Origin of the sequence: Bradyrhizobium algeriense (assembly GCF_003062295.1) — a bacterium.
Taxonomy (GTDB): domain Bacteria; phylum Pseudomonadota; class Alphaproteobacteria; order Rhizobiales; family Xanthobacteraceae; genus Bradyrhizobium; species Bradyrhizobium algeriense.
Genome location: NZ_PYCN01000161.1, coordinates 1 through 910, shown reverse-complemented (window position 1 = coordinate 910; position 910 = coordinate 1). Strand labels below are relative to the sequence as shown.

Below are 910 nucleotides of genomic sequence, written 5' to 3'. Positions count from 1 at the left end.
CGGGTTCCGGCCAAAAGCACCATCCATGCGGTCCTCGATCGCCATGGCCTGGTCAGGCGCAGCGGCGGGCCGCGCCACCGCGCGCGCGGCACGCCGCTATCCGCGGGCGCCGGCCCCAATGATCTGTGGTGCGCCGACTTCAAGGGCGAGTTCAAGCTCGGCAATGGCCGGTACTGCTATCCGCTGACCGTCACCGACCATGCCTCGCGCTTCCTGCTGTTGTGCGAGGCGCTCGATTCCACGCGCGAAGAGCCTGCAATTACCGCCTTCGAACGGCTGTTCCGCGAGCGTGGCCTGCCGCTCGCCATCCGCTCCGACAACGGCGTGCCATTTGCCAGTCCCAATGCCCTGTTCAATCTCTCAAAGCTCTCGGTCTGGTGGCTGAGGCTCGGCATCGCCATCGAACGCATCAAGCCCGGCCATCCGCAGCAGAACGGCCGTCACGAGCGCATGCACCTCACTCTCAAGAAGGAAACAACCCGGCCTCCGGGCTCTAACAGCCTGCAGCAGCAGGAGCGCTTCGATGTCTTCGTCCGCGAGTTCAATGCCGAACGGCCGCATGAGGCGCTTGAGATGAAATGCCCGGCCGAACTCTACCTCGCCTCACCACGCCCTTACGACGGCTTGCCCGAGCTGACCTATCCGTTCCACGATCGCGAACTTCTCGTTACTGCCTGCGGACGCCTTTGCCTGCATCGCAAGCGGATTAACGTCTCAACTGTGCTGGCCGGCCAGAAGCTCGGCATCAAGGAGGTCGACGACGGCATTTGGCTCGCCAGCTTCATGCACTATGATCTTGGATACTTCGACCTGGAGCAGAAAACCCTGCAACCCCTCGACAACCCGTTCGGCACGAGGTTGTCACCCATGTCTTAGGTACGACCCGTTACCTATGTCTCCGGGCTGGACA

1 protein-coding gene is annotated in these 910 nt (G+C 62.7%); it reads left to right on the top strand.

What is annotated here, in order from left to right; translation table 11 throughout:
* A partial coding sequence (locus C7G61_RS42875) for an integrase core domain-containing protein (RefSeq protein WP_108523428.1) occupies window positions 1-876 on the top strand: 876 nt, incomplete at its 5' end.
* Window positions 877-910 lie beyond the last annotated feature (34 nt).